Annotated in this window: 19 protein-coding genes; 8 read left to right on the forward strand and 11 right to left on the reverse strand. The window is 64.9% G+C overall.

Translation table 11 applies throughout. The annotated features are described in order from the left end of the window. Nucleotides 1-10: 10 nt before the first annotated feature. The 4 genes from LQR33_RS05825 to LQR33_RS05840 all read right to left on the reverse strand — a co-directional run bounded on the left by LQR33_RS05825 (nucleotide 11) and on the right by LQR33_RS05840 (nucleotide 3,616). Nucleotides 11-961: a dihydroorotate oxidase gene (locus tag LQR33_RS05825; RefSeq protein WP_221668150.1), complete on the reverse strand. Its 951-nt coding sequence runs from the start codon at nucleotides 959-961 to the stop codon at nucleotides 11-13. A gap of 143 nt (nucleotides 962-1,104) precedes the next feature. Beyond that, entirely contained in the window at nucleotides 1,105-1,572 is a 468-nt protein-coding gene (bfr, locus tag LQR33_RS05830) for a bacterioferritin (RefSeq protein WP_221668151.1), read from the reverse strand. 47 nt (nucleotides 1,573-1,619) lie between these two features. After that, a complete protein-coding gene (gene feoB / locus LQR33_RS05835) occupies nucleotides 1,620-3,389 on the reverse strand; it encodes a ferrous iron transport protein B (protein WP_231467932.1) in 1,770 nt (589 codons plus the stop codon). Further along, the gene (locus LQR33_RS05840; RefSeq protein WP_046158147.1) at nucleotides 3,386-3,616 is read right to left on the reverse strand and encodes a FeoA family protein; all 231 of its coding nucleotides are present in this window, start codon (nucleotides 3,614-3,616) and stop codon (nucleotides 3,386-3,388) included. The genes feoB and LQR33_RS05840 overlap by 4 nt, the downstream gene beginning before the upstream one ends. Nucleotides 3,617-3,841: 225 nt before the next feature. Between LQR33_RS05840 and dcd the strand changes: the two genes are divergently transcribed. Together dcd and LQR33_RS05850 are read left to right on the forward strand one after the other, a co-directional pair. Beyond that, entirely contained in the window at nucleotides 3,842-4,414 is a 573-nt protein-coding gene (dcd, locus tag LQR33_RS05845) for a dCTP deaminase (RefSeq protein WP_221664628.1), read from the forward strand. 273 nt (nucleotides 4,415-4,687) lie between these two features. After that, nucleotides 4,688-5,164, forward strand: a complete 477-nt coding sequence (locus tag LQR33_RS05850; RefSeq protein ID WP_221664629.1) for a glutathione peroxidase — start codon at nucleotides 4,688-4,690, stop codon at nucleotides 5,162-5,164. Between the two features lie 62 nt (nucleotides 5,165-5,226). Here the strand turns inward: LQR33_RS05850 and LQR33_RS05855 are convergent, their stop codons facing one another. From LQR33_RS05855 to cysK, 5 genes are all read right to left on the reverse strand, one after another. After that, a complete protein-coding gene (locus LQR33_RS05855) occupies nucleotides 5,227-5,541 on the reverse strand; it encodes a hypothetical protein (protein ID WP_158677714.1) in 315 nt (104 codons plus the stop codon). A gap of 252 nt (nucleotides 5,542-5,793) precedes the next feature. After that, complete coding sequence (locus LQR33_RS05860) at nucleotides 5,794-6,825, reverse strand: histone deacetylase family protein (RefSeq protein ID WP_166440095.1); 1,032 nt, start codon at nucleotides 6,823-6,825, stop codon at nucleotides 5,794-5,796. 94 nt (nucleotides 6,826-6,919) lie between these two features. Continuing rightward, complete coding sequence (locus tag LQR33_RS05865) at nucleotides 6,920-7,327, reverse strand: YchJ family protein (protein ID WP_166440096.1); 408 nt, start codon at nucleotides 7,325-7,327, stop codon at nucleotides 6,920-6,922. After that, nucleotides 7,327-7,800: a hypothetical protein gene (locus LQR33_RS05870; RefSeq protein ID WP_231177175.1), complete on the reverse strand. Its 474-nt coding sequence runs from the start codon at nucleotides 7,798-7,800 to the stop codon at nucleotides 7,327-7,329. Before LQR33_RS05870 ends, LQR33_RS05865 begins: the two co-directional genes overlap by 1 nt. Nucleotides 7,801-7,892: 92 nt before the next feature. Further along, nucleotides 7,893-8,825: a cysteine synthase A gene (gene cysK / locus LQR33_RS05875; protein ID WP_021478995.1), complete on the reverse strand. Its 933-nt coding sequence runs from the start codon at nucleotides 8,823-8,825 to the stop codon at nucleotides 7,893-7,895. 241 nt (nucleotides 8,826-9,066) lie between these two features. Between cysK and LQR33_RS05880 the strand changes: the two genes are divergently transcribed. Next, nucleotides 9,067-9,936: an ion transporter gene (locus LQR33_RS05880; RefSeq protein WP_104947901.1), complete on the forward strand. Its 870-nt coding sequence runs from the start codon at nucleotides 9,067-9,069 to the stop codon at nucleotides 9,934-9,936. Here LQR33_RS05880 and LQR33_RS05885 read toward each other — a convergent pair. Further along, on the reverse strand, nucleotides 9,933-10,445 hold the full coding sequence (locus LQR33_RS05885) for an O-acetyl-ADP-ribose deacetylase (protein WP_166440099.1): 513 nt from the start codon (nucleotides 10,443-10,445) through the stop codon (nucleotides 9,933-9,935). The two genes, LQR33_RS05880 and LQR33_RS05885, sit on opposite strands and share 4 nt — an antisense overlap. A 451-nt stretch (nucleotides 10,446-10,896) precedes the next feature. On the opposite strand from LQR33_RS05885, the gene xseA reads away from it, so the two are divergent. The 5 genes from xseA to LQR33_RS05910 all read left to right on the forward strand — a co-directional run bounded on the left by xseA (nucleotide 10,897) and on the right by LQR33_RS05910 (nucleotide 13,678). Beyond that, the gene (gene xseA / locus LQR33_RS05890; RefSeq protein WP_378077744.1) at nucleotides 10,897-12,261 is read left to right on the forward strand and encodes an exodeoxyribonuclease VII large subunit; all 1,365 of its coding nucleotides are present in this window, start codon (nucleotides 10,897-10,899) and stop codon (nucleotides 12,259-12,261) included. Nucleotides 12,262-12,379: 118 nt separating this feature from the next. Next, a complete protein-coding gene (locus LQR33_RS05895) occupies nucleotides 12,380-12,655 on the forward strand; it encodes a hypothetical protein (RefSeq protein ID WP_231467934.1) in 276 nt (91 codons plus the stop codon). A gap of 106 nt (nucleotides 12,656-12,761) precedes the next feature. Then, a complete protein-coding gene (locus tag LQR33_RS05900) occupies nucleotides 12,762-12,938 on the forward strand; it encodes a hypothetical protein (RefSeq protein ID WP_221668158.1) in 177 nt (58 codons plus the stop codon). 62 nt (nucleotides 12,939-13,000) lie between these two features. Then, nucleotides 13,001-13,450, forward strand: a complete 450-nt coding sequence (locus tag LQR33_RS05905; protein WP_221668159.1) for a hypothetical protein — start codon at nucleotides 13,001-13,003, stop codon at nucleotides 13,448-13,450. 36 nt (nucleotides 13,451-13,486) lie between these two features. Next, nucleotides 13,487-13,678, forward strand: coding sequence for a hypothetical protein (locus tag LQR33_RS05910; RefSeq protein WP_166440104.1), 192 nt, complete (start codon nucleotides 13,487-13,489; stop codon nucleotides 13,676-13,678). A 65-nt stretch (nucleotides 13,679-13,743) separates the two neighbouring features. Here LQR33_RS05910 and ispH read toward each other — a convergent pair whose 3' ends face one another. Then, nucleotides 13,744-14,679 (reverse strand): 4-hydroxy-3-methylbut-2-enyl diphosphate reductase, encoded by a 936-nt coding sequence (gene ispH, locus LQR33_RS05915; protein ID WP_231467936.1) that lies wholly within the window; start codon nucleotides 14,677-14,679, stop codon nucleotides 13,744-13,746. Nucleotides 14,680-14,721: the final 42 nt, after the last annotated feature.

The following is a 14,721-nucleotide window of genomic DNA, read 5'->3' on the forward strand; positions in this document are numbered from 1 at the left end:
GAAAAACCGCCTACAGGGTGCGCAGCCTGCCGCGGAACGCGTCCAGGCTGCGATAGCCCTTGACCCGCATCAGCATCGCCAGCTCGCCCGCGATGCGGGAGAAGGCGCCCGGCCCCTCATGGTACAGGCAGGTGCCCACCTGCACCGCGCGCGCGCCGGCCAGAATGTGCATGAAGGCCTCGCGCCCGCTCTTCACGCCGCCACAGCCGACCACGTCCTTGCCCGGCAGCAGCCGGAAAAACTCCCGCACATTGGCCAGCGCGGTCGGCAGCACGTAATCGCCGCCCAGCCCGCCCAGGCCGTCCTTGGGCTTGATGACCACCGCCTCGCTGTCGATATCCACCACCAGCCCGTTGCCTATCGAATTGATGCAGGTGACGAAGACCAGCCGCGGGTGGCGGTTCAGTATCTCCGCCATCGCGGCGAAATGGGCGGGATCGAAGTAAGGCGGCAGCTTGACGCCGTACAGGCCGGAATAGGCGGCGTCGAAAGCGTCCAGCGCCTCGGCGGTGGCGGCGAAGTCGTAGCCCAGCTGCGGCTTGCCCGGCACATTGGGGCAGGACAGATTGACTTCCGGCACCGCCGGCAATCCCTCCTCGGCCAAGCGCCGCAGCATCGCGCAATTGTCGTCCAGCGACAGGCCGGACAAGGACAGGAACAGCGGTTTGCCGCTGCCGTAGCGATAGTGGCGCGCGTAGTCCAGATAGTAGTCGAAGCCGCGGTTGGGCAGACCCATCGAATTGATGCTGCCCAAGGGCGTACGGCAATAGCGCGGCTCGGGGTTGCCGTCGCGCGGCTTCAGCGTGGCGCTCTTGGTGATCACCGCGGCGGCGGCTGAGGCATGCAGCGCCTCCAGCTCGTCCTCCTCGCGGCACCAGACGCCGGAGGCGTTGTACAGGCAGCCGGGCATGGTCTGGCCCAGCCAGGTGACGGACAGGTCGATTGCGTGGTCGTCGGACATTTGGAGCTTTCGGCTGAAAGTGGAATGTCCTTGATTGTGCGGAAAAATGCCGGCCGCCATGCTGAGCAGGGTCAAGGCCTCCGCGCGCGGCAAAGAAAATGCCCGGCTTGCGGCCGGGCATTTCGATCGATGGCGATCAGCGCTTACATCTGTGCCTGCTGGTAGTTCTCCACGCCCATCAGCTCGATCAGCTTCAGTTGCTGCTCCAGCCAGTGCGCGTGGTCGTTTTCGGTTTCTTCCAGCAGCACCATCAAGCCGTCGCGGGTCACGTAGTCGCGCACGCTTTCGCTGTGGGCGATCACGTCCTTCAACAGCGCGCCGACGCGGTATTCCACTTCCAGATCGGCCTTCAGCATCGCCGGTACGTCTTCGCCCACCTTGATCGGCACGCGGCGGGCCACGTCGGGGCGGCCCTGCAGGAACAAGGTGCGGGCGATCAGCGTGCGCGCATGCTCCAGCTCGTCCTCGCGCTCGTGGTCGATGCGCTCGAACAGCTTGTTCAGCCCCATGTCCTTGTACATCTCGGCATGGATGAAGTACTGGTCTGCGGCGGACAGCTCTTCGGCCAGGAGGTCGTTGAGCAGCGCTATGGTCTTGGGATCGCCCTTCATGTTTTTGTCCTGTGGTTCCGGGTCATGCAAACCGTCATTCTAGGCGTTCAGCGCAGCAGATGCACGCCCTGGTAGAAAACGAAGGACAGCGACCAGGCCAGCAGCACCGACCAGCCGACCGACATCGCGGCGAAGCGCCAGCTTTTCGATTCGCGGTGCATCGCCGCCACCGTGGACAGGCAGGGCACGTACACCAGCGTGAAAATCAGGAAGCTCATCGCCGAGACCCAATCCAGATGCTGGACCAGCACCCCGCCCAGACCGGCCTCGGACACGCCGTAGATCACCGCCAGGCTGCCCAGCAGGATTTCCTTGGCGATGAAGCCGAACAGCAGCGCCACCGCCAGCTCGGCGCGTATGCCTATCGGGTCCAGCACCGGCGACAGCGCCGCGCCCAGCGCGTAAGCCAGGGTCTTGCCGTCGCCGGCCGGGATGTGGGTCAGCAGCCAGACCATCACCACGCCGGCCAGGATGAAGGTGGACGCCAGCCGCAGAAAGGCGCTCACCTCGCCCGCCGCGCGCGTCAGCATGTGGCGCGCGCCCGGCAGGCGGTACGGCGGCACTTCCAGCAGAAAGGCCTCGTCGCCGCGGTAGCGGCGCTTGAACACCCAGGCGGTGACGATGGCGGCGACGAAGGTCATCAAATACAGGCCGGACACCACCCACGGCGCCTGGCTCTTGCTGAACAGGATGCCGGCGAAGAACACTACCACCTGCAGCCGCGCCGAGCACAGCGAAAACGGAATCACCAGCATGGTCAGCAAACGCTGGCTGCGCTCGCGCATCACCCGGGTGCCCATGATGGCCGGCACATTGCAGCCGAAGCCCATTAATTGCATCACGAAACCGCGGCCGTCCAGCCCCAGCTTCGCCATCATCGCATCGGTGAGAAAGGCGGCGCGCGCCAGATAGCCGCTGTCCTCCACCATCGCCATCAGCACGAAGAACACGAACAATATCGGCGCGAAGGTCAGCACCGTGGCCACGCCCTGCCACACGCCGTCCAGCAGCAGGCTTTGCAGAATGGCCGGCAGCGAGGACACCATAGGCGCCAGCGCACCGTCCTTCACCCAGTCGAGTAGCCCGCCCACCGCGTCCTGCAGCGGCGTGCCGATCTGGTAGGTAAGATTGAACAGCAGCGCCATGAAGGCGAAGAACAACGGCAGGCCCAGCCACGGGTGCAGCAGCCAGCGGTCCACCTTCTCGGAGAGCAGCGTCGGCAGCACCGGCGGCAGCCGCCAGCAGCCGTCCAGCTGGCGGCGAGCCTGGTCTATCGCCTGTTGCGACTCCGGCACGCTCTCCAGCTGCGCGTGAACAGCCGGTCCGGATCTGGCCGCCAGCCGATTCAACTCTTCGTTCAGCCTGGGCCAGCCCTCCATCCGTTTGGCTGATACCAGCGCCACCGGCGCGCCCAGCCTTGCGGCCAACGCCTCCACATCCACGGAAATGCCCAGCAGCCTGGCCTCATCGGCCATGTTCAACGCCACCAGACAGGGCAGGCCGCTGGCGATCACTTGCAGCGCCAGCGGCAGCTGGCGGTCCAACTGGCTGGCGTTGAGCACCAGCACCGCGCCGTCGAACGGCGTGGACAGCAGCACGTCGCGCACCACCGCCTCGTCGTCGGTATAGCCGGTGAGGTCGTTGACGCCGGGCAGGTCGATCAACTCCACCATCTTGCCGCCCAGCAGCAGGCGCGAGCTGATCAGCTCCACTGTGAGGCCGGGCCAGTTGCCGACCCGCTGCGACATGCCGGTCAGGCGGTTGAACAAGGTGGATTTGCCGGTGTTGGGCAAGCCTATCAACGCGAAACGCTTCATGCCGCCGCCCTCACCTGAATGTGGCGGGCCAGGCTGCGGCGCAGCAGGAAGCGGGTGGCACCCACCTCCAGCAGCAGCGGGCCGCCCCAGGGCGCGGCGCGGCGCAGATGAAAGCGGCAGCCTGGCGTCAGGCCGAAGGCCGCCACGCGGCGAAACGCCTCGTCGCTCAGGTCCAACCGGTCCACGACGCCGCAGGCGCCGGCCGGAAAGCCATCCAATGACTGCATAGCAATTCCCAGATAATGCGAATAGTTTGCATTAGTATATCGAAGCCCCTGCCGCCGGCCTGCGGCATATTGCCGCAATCCGCCTGGCGCTTGACCTCGGTCAAGCCCGCCTCCCCTTCGCGCAACGCCCCGGCGCTTCCGCCCCGTGGATTTCAGCCACCCGACATGGCGCGAAGCGGGTAAAATCGCGGGCATCGCACAATCGACACTAACGGGCCTACGACCATGAGCATCAAATCGGACAAGTGGATACGCCGGATGGCGGACGAGCACGGCATGATCGCGCCGTTCGAGTCCAACCAGGTGAAAATGGCCGCCGACGGCCAGAAGCTGATCTCCTACGGCACCTCCAGCTACGGCTACGATATCCGCTGCGCCGACGAATTCAAGGTGTTCACCAACATCAACAGCACCATCGTCGACCCGAAAAACTTCGACCCCAACTCCTTCGTCGAAGTGTCGGGCAAGGGCTACTGCATCATTCCGCCCAACAGCTTCGCGCTGGCGCGCACAGTGGAATACTTCCGCATTCCGCGCAGCGTGCTGACCGTCTGCCTGGGCAAATCCACCTACGCCCGCTGCGGCATCATCGTCAACGTCACCCCGTTCGAGCCGGAATGGGAAGGCTATGTGACGCTGGAGTTCTCCAACACCACGCCGCTGCCAGCCAAGATCTACGCCAACGAGGGCGTGGCCCAGGTGCTGTTCTTCGAGTCGGACGAAATCTGCGACGTGTCCTACAAGGACCGCGCCGGCAAATACCAGGGCCAGGTGGGCGTCACGCTGCCGCGCCCCTGAGCCCGCGGAAACGCGCAGGAAAAAAAGGATGGCCTCGGCCATCCTTTTTGTTTGCGCCGCGCGCAAAAGCCGCTCGCAATTTCCGGCATCTGTTCTAGGCTAAACAAAGGGTTAGCTGACATCCCGGTTGTGCCGACCCTTTGCACAGCAAGCTGTTTCTTCTTGGGGCGTCGCGGTTCCCCCTTGCCGCTGCGCCCCCTTTTTATGCTCCGTCCGCTTGCCAGCCTGCCGCGCCGAAGCCATCATCGTTTTTTGCTCTCCCCCTCGTCATCCATGAACATCTACGACTTCACCTTCCGCCGCCTGGACGGCGGCGAACAGGCGATGGCCGACTACCGCGGCCGCGTGCTGCTGCTGGTCAACACCGCCAGCCGCTGCGGCTTCACCCCCCAGTATGCCGGCCTTGAGACCCTGCACCGCCGCTTCGGCGAACAGGGACTGACGGTGATAGGCTTTCCCTGCAACCAGTTCGGCGAGCAGGAGCCTGGCGCCGCCGCCGAGATCGGCGCCTTCTGCCAGAAGAACTACGGCGTGGATTTCGCGATGGCCGACAAGATAGAGGTCAACGGCGCCCGCGCCCATCCGCTGTGGCAATACCTGAAACGGCAGAAACGCGGCCTGCTGGGCCAGCCGGTGCGCTGGAACTTCAGCAAGTTCCTGGTGGACCGCCAGGGAAGGGTGGTGGCGCGCTTCGCCCCGTTCACCCGGCCGGAAAAACTGGCAGCCAGGATCGAAGCGCTGCTGCAATGAAAAGAGCCGGGCGCTGCCCGGCTCCGTTGCCGCCTGTATGGCGGCGCTGCGGGTCTACCCGCCTATGCGCATGAATCGATGTGGCGTTTGGCGATCTCCGCCAGCAGATCCAGATCGTCGTCCAGATGCTCCTGGATGTCCAATAACGCCGCGCGCAACACCGCCGCGGCTAATTTGGACTGATCGCCGTTGAACACATGGGCCAGCACCCTCAATTCGCGGCACGCGGTGATGTCCAGCGGCACCTCCAGCCTGCGCACCACTGCCAGCTCCATCTCGGCCGCCGCTTCCGGGCAAGCCACGCGCTGGGCCTCCAGCTCCGCCAACAAGGTTTTCAAGGCCAGTCCCATTCTGTCCTCCCCTGCTCTCTCGTTCATCTTCGCCGGGTCCTGCCCGACCCCTGCGGCCTGTGCTGCTCCGCGCCCGCCGGCCGCCAGCCGGACTCGGTCGTTCCATTCATATAGGGCTAGACCTCCCCCGTCGTCCGGCATCCGCCAGCACGCCTTGGCGGCGCGCGACGACAGGCCATCCGCGCGTCGCCGAACCCGCGACTCAAACACCGACGGAGCCTGCCGTCATGGCGGCGAAAGACTCTTTAAGCATAGGCCAAAGCCCGGCAAAAAACCGCGTCAGCCGCGCGCCTCGAAACCAGCCAGCACATTGACCACATTGGTCCCGATCGGCCCCACCGCGTAGCCGCCCTCCAGGCAGAACAGCGTCGGCAGCTTCAGTCCCGCCAGCCGCGCGCCCAGGGTGACGAAATCGGGAGAATCGAGTTGGAAGCGCGAGATCGGATCGCCGCGATAGGTATCCACGCCCAGCGACACCACCAGCGCCTCCGCGCCGAAGCGGGCGATCTGATCCAGCGCGCAGTCCAGCGCGACGAACCAGGTGCTGACGCAAGAGCCGGCGGGCAGCGGGAAATTGAAGTTGTAGCCCAGCCCCTCGCCTTCGCCCTTTTCGTCGGCGAAGCCGAGGAAGAACGGATACTCTGTGCGCGGATCGCCGTGTATCGACAGAAACAGCACGTCGCTGCGGCGGTAGAAAATGTCCTGGGTGCCGTTGCCGTGGTGGTAATCGACGTCCAGCACCGCCACCTTGCGCATGCCGTGGTCGCGCAGCGCTTGGGCGGCGATGGCGGCGTTGTTGAGGAAGCAATAGCCGCCGCAGTAGTCGAAGGCGGCGTGGTGGCCAGGCGGCCGGGTCAGCGCGAACGCCGCGCGCTCGCCGCCGATCAACCTATCGGCCCCGGTCAGCGCGGTATCGGCGGCCGCGGTCGCCGCCGCCCAGGTGCCGGCGGTGATCGGCGTGCCGCAATCCATCGAGTAATAGCAAAGCTGGCCTTCCACATGGTCGGGAATCGCTTCTCTCAGCCTCCGGACCTGCCACATCTTGGGCAGCGCGTCATAGTCGCGGCCCATGTCGCTCCAGCGCTGCCAAGCAGTCTCCAGAAAGCGCGCGTAGTCGGCGTCGTGCACGCGCAGGATGGGGTCCAGGCCGTGGCGGCGCGGATGGATGATGTCGCCCAGCTCGCGCTCGCGGATGGCGGCCAGCACCATGTCGGCGCGGGACGGGGTTTCGAAACAGGGTTTGAGGGTGCCGTCGATCAGCTCGGACTGACCGTGCTGCAGGCGGTGGGAATCGGAATAGACGGTGAGCATGGCGTTCTCCCGCAGAGGAATGCCTTATGCTCCCGCCATGGCGCCGCGTGGTCAAACATTGATAGGCGCGAACTTGCGCCAGGACAAGCGCCGCTCAGGCCACCAGGCCGGACACGTAATACCAGCGGCCGTCTTCGCGCAGGAAACGGCTAGTCTCATGCATGCGCTCGGCCTTGCCGCCCACCTTGCAGCGGGCGACGAACTCCACCACGCCTTCCCGGTCGGCTTCCAAGCCGGCTTCGCAGCGCTTCACCTCCAGGCCTATCCACTTCACCACGCCGGCGTCCTCGTCCAAATGCAGCGCCTCCGGCCGGGTGGACGGATGCCAAGTGGCCAGCAGGTAAGCCTCCAGCCCCAGCGCGTAGGCGCTGTAGCGCGAGCGCATCAAGGCCTGCGCGGTGGGAGCCGGCGGCGCGTCCGGGCCCAGGTAGCGGCCACAACAGGCCGCCAGCTCGCCGCCGCCGCAGGGGCAGGCGGCGTTCGCGTGTTTCTTCGGCTTCATCAGTAACCCAGCGGCGGCAGGCCGTACAGCTTGAGCAGGAAATTGGAGAACGCCGGATCGGCCGGCTTGGGCGAGTATTTTGGCCAGCGCCGCATCCATTCGCGCAGATGCGCTTCCAGCTTGGCGCGGAAGGCGTCGGAGTCGATGCGGCCGGCGTCGCGCTCCACCGTCAGCTGGCGGTAGACGGCGAAGTTGTCGTTGTCGACCGGATTGCCGCCGGCGATGCGCAGCCGGGCGGCGTTCAGCTGGTCGGCCGCCGCGGTGCGGGTCAGCTCGCCCGACTTGACCTTGTCGGCCAGCCGGTTGGCTTCGGCCAGCAGCTGGTCCACCTTGCCGGCCGCGCGCGGCGGAGCCGATTGCGCCGGCCGGGACGAGGCGCCGGAGCCGGAATGGATGGGCACGCCCAGCTGCTGCAGCGCGCTGCAAGCGGTCAGCGAGCCCAGCAGGGAGAAAGCGATGAGCTGTCTTTTCATGGCGGCCATTGTAGCCCGCCCAGCCCGCGCGCCGTCAACGGCAAACGTATTGCGATCGATTGCGGGCGAGGGCAAGAGACGGGCTGCCGGCGTCAGCCGAGATGCTCGAACAGCACGGTGGACAGATAGCGCTCGCCGAAGGACGGGATCACCACCACGATCAGCTTGCCGGCGTTTTCCGGCCGTTTGGCCAGTTGCAGCGCCGACCACACCGCCGCGCCGGACGAGATGCCGACCAGGATGCCTTCCTTGGTCGCCACTTCGCGCGCCACCTGCAGCGCGTCTTCGTTCTTGACGCGAATGATTTCGTCGTAGATGCCGGTGTTGAGGATGCCCGGCACGAAACCTGCGCCTATGCCCTGAATCGGATGCGGGCCCTTGGGGCCGCCGGACAGCACCGGCGACGCGTCCGGCTCCACCGCGACGATCTGCACACCGGGCTTGCGCGCCTTCAGCACTTCGCCGACGCCGGTGATGGTGCCGCCGGTGCCCACGCCGGCCACGAAGATGTCCACCTTGCCGTCGGTGTCGTTCCACACTTCTTCGGCGGTGGTATGGCGGTGGATCTCCGGATTGGCCGGGTTCTCGAACTGCTGCGGCATGAAATAGGTGTCGGGGAATTCGTCGACCAGCGCCTTCGCCTTGGCGATGGCGCCGCCCATGCCGTCCGGCCCCGGAGTCAGGATCAGCTCGGCGCCGTAGGCTTTCAGCAACTGGCGGCGCTCCTTGCTCATCGATTCCGGCATGGTGATCGCCAGCTTGTAGCCGCGCGCCGCGCACACCATCGCCAGGCCGATGCCGGTGTTGCCCGAGGTCGGCTCGACGATGACGGTGTTCGGGCCGATCTTGCCGGCCGCCTCCGCCGCGTCCAGCATCGCCACCGCGATGCGGTCCTTGACGCTGTGCGCCGGGTTGAAGAATTCCAGCTTGGCGACCACCGTGGCGCCGACGCCCTCGGTGACGCGGTTGAGCTTGACCAGCGGGGTGTTGCCGATCAGGTCGGTGATGGTATTGGCTATGCGCATGATCTTATTCCTCATCCTGCTAAAATGACGATGCCGATATTCCACGGCATCATAATCAATACAATGCGGGCGACCTAATATTGTTTGCTTATATCCAGCAAACCAAACTCCGGCTACCCTCTCTAACCCGCCGCCGACCGCCTGCGGCCGGCCTGGAAACAGGCCCGTCGCCGCTGCGGAGAAAACGCCGGCGGACTCAAACCGCTTTGTTATAGTCAATGCAAACACAGGCAAGGTTCATATGCCCACCCAGGAAACCCTGATCCCGCTGTCCGGCTGGCGGCGCAAACTGTATATCGTCATCTACGAGGCCGACACCCGCGCCGGGCGCATTTTCGACATGGCGCTGATCGCCGCCATCCTGCTCTCCGTCGCCTGCGTGATGTTGGAAAGCGTGTCGTCGATACGCCAGCGCTACGGCACGCTGCTGACCGTGCTCGACTGGCTGTTCACCCTCCTGTTCACCATCGAGTACGCGCTGCGGCTGATCTGCGTGCACAAGCCGATGCGCTACGTGAAGAGCTTCTTCGGCGTGATCGACCTGCTGTCCATCCTGCCGCTCTACCTCGGCCTGTTCATCCCGGAAAGCCGGTTCCTCGCCGACGTGCGCATCCTGCGCTTGCTGAGGATGTTCCGCATCCTCAAGCTCAGCCGCCACCTGGGAGAGGCGGCCCAGCTGCGCAAGGCGCTGATGGCCAGCCAGCGCAAGATCACCGTGTTCCTGGTGACCGTGGTGCTGCTGGTGATCGTGCTGGGCACGCTGATGTATGTGATAGAAGGCCCGGAGCACGGCTTCACCAGCATCCCGATCAGCATCTATTGGGCCATCGTCACGCTGACCACTGTAGGCTTCGGCGACATCACGCCGAAAACGCCGCTGGGACAGGCGTTGGCCAGCCTGGTGATGATCACCGGCTACGGCATCATCGCGGTGCCCACCGGCATCGTCAGCGCCGAGATCGCCCGCAGCTCCCCCCCCGAGCCTTCCGAAAACCGCTCCGCCACCCGGCTGTGCCCGCATTGTTTCAGCGAGGGGCACGATTGGGACGCCCGCCACTGCAAGCACTGCGGCGGCCAGTTGCCGCGTCCGGCCAAAGGCGAGGTCAGCTAGGCTTCGATTGCCCGCCGGTAAGCGCCCAGCGCGCGGGCGTCGAAAGCCACCAGCCTCACTTCGCGCAGGCCATGAGGCCGGCCGGACAGCCAGGCCCTCAGCTCGCCGACCGCCAAAATGCAGGCGGCTTCCAGCGGATAGCCGTAAACGCCGCAGCTGATCGCCGGAAACGCGATGCTGGCCACGCCGCGGCTGACGGCCAGCTCCAGGCTGTTGCGGTAGCAGGCCGCCAGCAATTCCGGCTCGCCCTCTCCCCCGCCCTGCCATACCGGCCCCACGGTGTGGATCACGTAGCGGGCGGGCAGCAGATAGCCATCGGTCAATCGCGCCTCGCCGGTCGGACAGCCTCCCAGCAGGCGGCAGGCGGCCAGCAGGCCCGGGCCCGCCGCCTGATGAATCGCGCCGTCCACCCCGCCGCCGCCCAGCAGGCTGTTGTTGGCGGCATTGACGATGGCGTCCACCTCCATGCTGGTGATGTCGCCCTGAACGCATCGCAGCAAATCTTCCATATCTTCTCCTTTGCCTCACGGCTCGCGCCCGATCTCCGGCCGCCGGAAGCCGCCGGGTGGTATCATGGCCGCTGCCGCGATGGCGGGTTTCAATTCACGCGATTGTCATTTATTCGACACAACAGAGACAAATCGCCTTCGGCAAATAGCAAGCGTTTACTCTGGCTGCGGCAGTGACGCAACATGCCATTGGCAATCCTAATCGCTCCGCCGGGCGGGGAACAAGGCTGCGCCAAGCTTTGCGGCCAGCTGTGGATAACTTTGTTGATAAGCCGGTGCACAGTTAGGCTAAACCCTTGCCAAGCGCGGCTCCCACTGGTTTTTCACGCCGGGGATTGATTTTTGTAAGATATTGATTTTCTTGCGTTTTCAATCAGATATCAAACGCTACGCAGGTGGGAGGCGACCCGCGCCCCTTGAATATTTACTCCAGTGAAGCATTGTGGATCACTTGACAAGATACAATTTCCCTGATCAGAGCCAGGACGTGATCAGCGTCTCCTCCCTCAACCGCATGGCGCGGGACCTGCTGGAAGCGGGCATTCCGCCAGTGTGGATAGGCGGGGAAATTTCCAACCTGACGCTGGCCGCCTCCGGCCACGCCTACTTCTCGCTGAAGGACGGCGGCGCCCAGCTCCGCTGCGTGATGTTCCGCCACAAGCTGTCCCTGCTGCCGTTCCGGCCGCAGGAAGGCATGCAGGTGGAACTGCGCGGCCAGGTGACGCTGTACGAGGCCAGGGGCGAATTCCAGATCAATGTCGGCGAAATGCGCGCCGCCGGCCTCGGCAGGCTGTACGAAGCTTTCGAACGGCTGAAGGCGCGGCTGCAGGCCGAGGGCCTGTTCGACAATGCCCGCAAGCGCGAGCTGCCCGCGCACCCCTCGGCCATCGGCATCGTCACCTCCCCCGCCGCCGCCGCGCTGCGCGACGTGGTCAGCACGCTGCGCCGCCGCATGCCGGGCATTCCGCTGATCCTCTACCCGGCCCAGGTCCAGGGCGAGACTTCGGCCCGGCAGATCGCCGACGCCATCCGCCAGGCCGGCGAACGCCGCGAGGTGGACGTGCTGATCGTCTGCCGCGGCGGCGGCAGTATCGAAGACTTGTGGTCGTTCAACGAGGAAATCGTCGCCCGCGCCGTCGCCGCCTGCCCGATTCCCACCGTCAGCGGCGTCGGCCACGAAACCGATTTCACCATCTGCGACTTCGTCGCCGACCGCCGCGCCCCGACGCCGACCGCCGCGGCGGAGCTGGTGTCGCCCAACCGCGAGCACCTGGCCATTCAACTGGAGCAGACCAAACGCGCGCTGGAGCGGGCGCTGGGCCGGTTGCTGACCGACAAGGCCCAGCAGCTGGATTTCCTCGGCCGCCGCCTGACCCACCCCGGCGCCAAATTGCAAACGCAGCGCGAGCGGCTGAACACGCTGTCGCAAACACTGAGGCAACGCGTGCACGCCGCCTTCGAGCAGGGCCGCTGGCGGCTGCAGCTGGCCGGCACCCGACTCGCCCGCCACCAGCCCGATCTGGACGCAGGCAGGCAGGCGTTGCGGCAACGGCAGGACGCGCTGATCCGCGCGCGCGACCGGCTGCTGGAGCGCCGCGCCCAACGGCTGGCGCAGCTGGCCGCCACGCTGACCGCGCTCAATCCCGACGCCGTGCTGGCGCGCGGCTACGCCATCGTGCAAAAACAGGACGGCCAGGCGGTCAAGAACCCGGCCGAGCTGCTGAACCACGAAAAGGTGACGCTGCGGCTGGCCGAAGGCAGCACCGAGGCCCGCATCGAACATTCCGAAGGCGCGCAAGCCCAGCTGCCGTTTTAAGACCCGCGAAAGATCCCTGCCGGCGAAAACCTCGCGGCAAGGAGCCAGGCGCGCCATCAACGGCGCCTGGCCGCGCCTCTGGTTTTACACCGGCGCCGCGGACTATCAGCCCCATCCCGTGAAAGACGCCGCCGGCGTCTTTTTTCATTTCCGCTTCACTCTTCCGGAACGGTTTATTTCCACAGAAATAATTTGCCGATTATTTATCCAAGCGCAGCTTAAAATAATTCCCACCTTATTTTATTTCGCCGCGCCATATTCTTATCAAATCACGCGTTTGCTGATCCAGATTAATCTTTCCAGGTTGACAGTGTCATTTTACTTTGCGATCATGCGCCGCAACAATAGCATTCAGCCGCGCAGCGCATTGATTTTAATAACTGTCCGCAACTGAATGGTTGCTGTTGACCATATAAAAATGGCGCAAGAAAAACAAACTAACCAGTTTAAGCAATACTAATAAACAGCCGCATAAAATCCATCAACACGAGGCATTAAACATGAAACCGAAACAAATCAATAGCGCCGCCGAATTTGAAAACCAAATCCAGCAAAGCCTGAAGCTTGCCAAAATGGTTCGATTAAATGCGGAGGAAATAGAAATGATCAGCGGCGGCGCGCAGGAAAATCCGCCGCGCATGACGGGAAAAATCGTGCAACCGTCGGCCAGGCAATAAAAGCGGCCTCCATTCCGCCCAACTGGCGGGCGAACATTCACTCAGGTGCTTCGCAAACCAATATGAACAACAACCAAACCCGGCTCTGCCCCAGTTCCACCTTCGAAGGCGATGGCAATATGGTGTTCGGCATCGTGGGAGGCAGCGCGCATCAACGCCGCGTGATCTACCTGAAGCAGATGCTGCCGGCCGCCGGGATCGATCGTTCCCGATTGGACGGCATCGCGCCGGAGGAAGTGTTCCGCACCGCCGGTCCTTGCGCCCAGACCCGTTGCGCCCATCACGACAATGCCGCCTCGCGCTGCACGCTGGCCGAGCGCGTGGTGGCCGCGGCGGACGAAGTGGTGGATCGGCTGGCCTACTGCGCGATACGGCCCCGCTGCATGTGGTGGGGCCAGCATGGCCGCGACGCCTGCGCGCGCTGCCCGCAGGTGGTATCCATCGACCGTCTGCCGGATGACGCCATCGCCCAGGCCCGGATACCTCCCCGGCCCGCCTCCGCCGGCAACTGAATCCTCCACACCATCGCTCAGCAAAGGAAAATCGCCATGAAACCAAGCCAGACGCTTCAACACGCCGACTGGGACGCCCAACTCGAGCGCAGCCTGGAAATCGCCCAAGTCGTCCGGCTGAGCGCCGACGAGATCGAATGCGTATCCGGCGGGCAAGCCAACAACGGGCCGAGCACCGGCTTCGTGCCGCGCAAGCCGCCGACAACCGGCTTCGTACCCCAGCCCTGATCCGCCAGCCATGAAAAAGGCCGCTCCCTTTGGAGCGGCCTTGGCTTTTACGGTGCGAACCCGCGTCAGGCTTGCGGACGCAGGGCCGGCGGCAGCGCGAATACCGTGCTCTCCTCCACCCCGGGCAGCTCGGTGACCTGGGTGACGTCGAACGCCTTGATGCGGTCGATCACCGCCTGCACCAGCACTTCCGGCGCGCTGGCACCGGCGGTGACGCCGACAATGCTCTTGCCGGCGAACCATTCCGGCTCCAGCAGGCTGGCGTTGTCGACCATATAAGCGTCCACCCCCTTCAACGCCGCCACTTCGCGCAGGCGGTTGGAGTTGGAGCTATTGGGCGACCCCACCACCACCACGATGTCGCACTGGTCGGCCAGCAGCTTCACCGCGTCCTGGCGGTTCTGCGTCGCATAGCAGATATCGTCTTTTTTCGGGCTGTGGATGGCGGGGAAGCGCGCCTTCAGCGCCGCGATGATGTCGCGGGTCTCGTCCACCGACAGCGTGGTCTGGCTGACGTAAGACAGCGCATCCTCGCGCTTGACCTGCAGCGTGGCGACGTCGTCTACCGTTTGCACCAGATACATGCCGGAATCCACCTGGCCCATCGTGCCTTCCACTTCCGGGTGGCCGGCGTGGCCGATCATGATGATTTCCATGTCTGCCTTATGCATCCGCTTCACTTCGACATGCACCTTGGTCACCAGCGGACAGGTGGCGTCGAACACCGTCAGCCCCAGCGCCTCGGCCTCGGCGCGCACCGACAGCGGCACGCCGTGGGCGGAATAGATCAGCGTGCTGCCGGCTGGAACATCCTTGAGCTCCTCGATGAACACCGCGCCCTTGCCGCGCAGATCATCCACCACGAAGCGGTTGTGCACCACCTCATGGCGCACGTAGATGGGCGCGCCGTACAGCTCGATGGCGCGCTCGACGATGGCGATGGCCCGGTCGACGCCGGCGCAGAAGCCGCGCGGGTTGGCGAGCATGATGGTCTTCGTCATCAGAATTTCCTCAATCGAGCCGGAACCGCGTCCCGGCAGGTG

The organism is Chromobacterium piscinae (assembly GCF_021129175.1).
Classification (GTDB): Bacteria; Pseudomonadota; Gammaproteobacteria; order Burkholderiales; family Chromobacteriaceae; genus Chromobacterium; species Chromobacterium piscinae.

Excerpts from the sequence above, each read along its gene's own strand:
- LQR33_RS05825 (WP_221668150.1), bottom strand. The coding sequence starts at position 961 with ATGTCCGACGACCACGCAATCGACCTGTCCGTCACCTGGCTGGGCCAG.
- bfr (WP_221668151.1), bottom strand. The coding sequence starts at position 1,572 with ATGAAGGGCGATCCCAAGACCATAGCGCTGCTCAACGACCTCCTGGCC.
- feoB (WP_231467932.1), bottom strand. The coding sequence starts at position 3,389 with ATGAAGCGTTTCGCGTTGATAGGCTTGCCCAACACCGGCAAATCCACC.
- LQR33_RS05840 (WP_046158147.1), bottom strand. The coding sequence starts at position 3,616 with ATGCAGTCATTGGATGGCTTTCCGGCCGGCGCCTGCGGCGTCGTGGAC.
- dcd (WP_221664628.1), top strand. The coding sequence starts at position 3,842 with ATGAGCATCAAATCGGACAAGTGGATACGCCGGATGGCGGACGAGCAC.
- LQR33_RS05850 (WP_221664629.1), top strand. The coding sequence starts at position 4,688 with ATGAACATCTACGACTTCACCTTCCGCCGCCTGGACGGCGGCGAACAG.
- LQR33_RS05855 (WP_158677714.1), bottom strand. The coding sequence starts at position 5,541 with ATGAACGAGAGAGCAGGGGAGGACAGAATGGGACTGGCCTTGAAAACC.
- LQR33_RS05860 (WP_166440095.1), bottom strand. The coding sequence starts at position 6,825 with ATGCTCACCGTCTATTCCGATTCCCACCGCCTGCAGCACGGTCAGTCC.
- LQR33_RS05865 (WP_166440096.1), bottom strand. The coding sequence starts at position 7,327 with ATGAAGCCGAAGAAACACGCGAACGCCGCCTGCCCCTGCGGCGGCGGC.
- LQR33_RS05870 (WP_231177175.1), bottom strand. The coding sequence starts at position 7,800 with ATGAAAAGACAGCTCATCGCTTTCTCCCTGCTGGGCTCGCTGACCGCT.
- cysK (WP_021478995.1), bottom strand. The coding sequence starts at position 8,825 with ATGCGCATAGCCAATACCATCACCGACCTGATCGGCAACACCCCGCTG.
- LQR33_RS05880 (WP_104947901.1), top strand. The coding sequence starts at position 9,067 with ATGCCCACCCAGGAAACCCTGATCCCGCTGTCCGGCTGGCGGCGCAAA.
- LQR33_RS05885 (WP_166440099.1), bottom strand. The coding sequence starts at position 10,445 with ATGGAAGATTTGCTGCGATGCGTTCAGGGCGACATCACCAGCATGGAG.
- LQR33_RS05900 (WP_221668158.1), top strand. The coding sequence starts at position 12,762 with ATGAAACCGAAACAAATCAATAGCGCCGCCGAATTTGAAAACCAAATC.
- LQR33_RS05905 (WP_221668159.1), top strand. The coding sequence starts at position 13,001 with ATGAACAACAACCAAACCCGGCTCTGCCCCAGTTCCACCTTCGAAGGC.
- LQR33_RS05910 (WP_166440104.1), top strand. The coding sequence starts at position 13,487 with ATGAAACCAAGCCAGACGCTTCAACACGCCGACTGGGACGCCCAACTC.
- ispH (WP_231467936.1), bottom strand. The coding sequence starts at position 14,679 with ATGACGAAGACCATCATGCTCGCCAACCCGCGCGGCTTCTGCGCCGGC.